Below are 1,663 nucleotides of genomic sequence, written 5' to 3'. Positions count from 1 at the left end.
CCACACCGTCGGCGGTAATGCGGTACCGTGCAACGGGCGGCGTGATGCCGGCCTTGAGCGCGGCGAAGACGTACGCGCCGAACCCCCAGCGGTCCTTGAGCTCGCGCGTGGCGGCGGAGATCACGGCCGCGTCCCACCCCGCGCCGGCCGCGAGGGCGAAGTAGCGCCCGTCGCCCAGCTGTCCCAGGTCGATGGGCGCCACCACGCCGTTCACCGCCACGTCCACGGCCCCCTCGATGTCGCCGGGGATGCCCAGGTTGCACGCCACCTGGTTGGCCGTGCCCTTGGGGATGATCCCCAGCGGCACGGACGTTCCCGCCAGCCCGGTGATCACCTCGGCCACGGTCCCGTCGCCGCCCACGGCCACCACCGCGCGGTAGCCGTGGCTCGCCGCCTCCCGCGCCGCACGCTCGGCATCGCCCGCGGCCTGCGTGTGCACCACGTCGAAGCTGGCGCCGCGGACCGCGAAGGCCCCCGCCAGCAGGCGAAGCGCGCGCTCGGTATCCAGCTGGCCCGCCGCGGGGTTGATGACGATCATCGTCCGCGAGCCGGGAACGATGGCCGGCGGCGACTCCGTGTGCCGGATGGGCTGGTCGGTCACCAGGTCAGCGGAGCACGAAGGCGTCGTCCTTGGCCGCGCGGCCCTCCCACTCGGCGCGCCGCTCCTCGAACCCCGGCCGGCCCATGATGCCGTAGGTCAGCTGCTTGCCGAGTTCCACGCCGGGCTGGTCCAGCGGGTCTACGCCGTAGAAGTGACCTGCGTACACCGTGGCGATTTGGAGCATCATGAACAGCCCGCCGATGGCGTGCGCGTCCACCCGCGGCACCTCGATGGTCATGTTCATCCGCCCGCGCTGCGCCAGGGCCGCCTCGGTGGCCAGCATCTCCGTGCGCAGCAGCTCGCCCATGCTGTGGCCGCCCAGGTACGCCAGCTCGGCGTGGTGGGGATAGGCGGAGGGGATCTGCACGTCCTTCTCGAAGTCACGCTCGGCAAGGAAGGTGATGGTCTTGTCGAACGGCCCTTCCATGTACAGCTGCACCTGCGAGTGCTGGTCTGTGGCGCCCAGCGACTTGACTGGCGTGGGCCCGGCGAACACCTCGTCGCCGTCGCGGGTGTTCTGCTTGCCCAGGCTTTCGGCCCACAGCTGGCGGAACCAGTCGGCCACGTCGCGAAGGCGGTCGGAGTAGGGCATCATCACGTGGATGGGGGCGCCTTGCTCCGTATCCGCCAGGTACTGCAGCGCGGCGAACATCCCCGCCGGATTGGTGCGCAGGTCGTTGCTCTCGCACCGCTTCGCCATCTCGCGCGCCCCCTCCAGCAGCGCCGCCACGTCGATCCCAGCCATCGCCGCCGGGAGCAGCCCCACTGCCGACAGCACACTGAACCGCCCGCCCACGTTGGAGGGAACGGGCAGTGTCGCGATCTCTTCCTCGCGGGCGAGGGCGCGAAGCACGCCCTTCTCCGGGTCCGTCGTAAAGAGCAGGTGGCGGCGGTACCCGTCGCCCAGTTCGGCCTGCAGGCGCTCGCGGATGATCAGATACTGGCTCATCGTTTCGGCCGTGCCGCCGCTCTTGGAGACGACGTTGAAGAGCGTGCGGCGCAGGTCCACGTGGTCCAGGAACGCGCTGAACGTCGCGGGATCGACGTTGTCCAGCACGTGCA

2 protein-coding genes are annotated in these 1,663 nt (G+C 70.7%); both read right to left on the bottom strand.

Annotated features, from left to right (window positions below):
- Positions 1-601 (bottom strand): diacylglycerol/lipid kinase family protein (locus tag VIB55_RS06320; protein WP_331875823.1); only part of this gene is annotated, 601 nt, incomplete at its 3' end.
- A 4-nt stretch (positions 602-605) separates the two neighbouring features.
- The coding region (locus VIB55_RS06315; RefSeq protein ID WP_331875822.1) for a glucose-6-phosphate isomerase at positions 606-1,663 on the bottom strand (1,058 nt) is incomplete at its 5' end.

Source organism: Longimicrobium sp. (assembly GCF_036554565.1).
Taxonomy (GTDB): Bacteria; Gemmatimonadota; Gemmatimonadetes; order Longimicrobiales; family Longimicrobiaceae; genus Longimicrobium.
The sequence above is the reverse complement of the archived record's forward strand: the minus strand, read 5'-3'. Positions and strand labels throughout refer to the sequence as shown.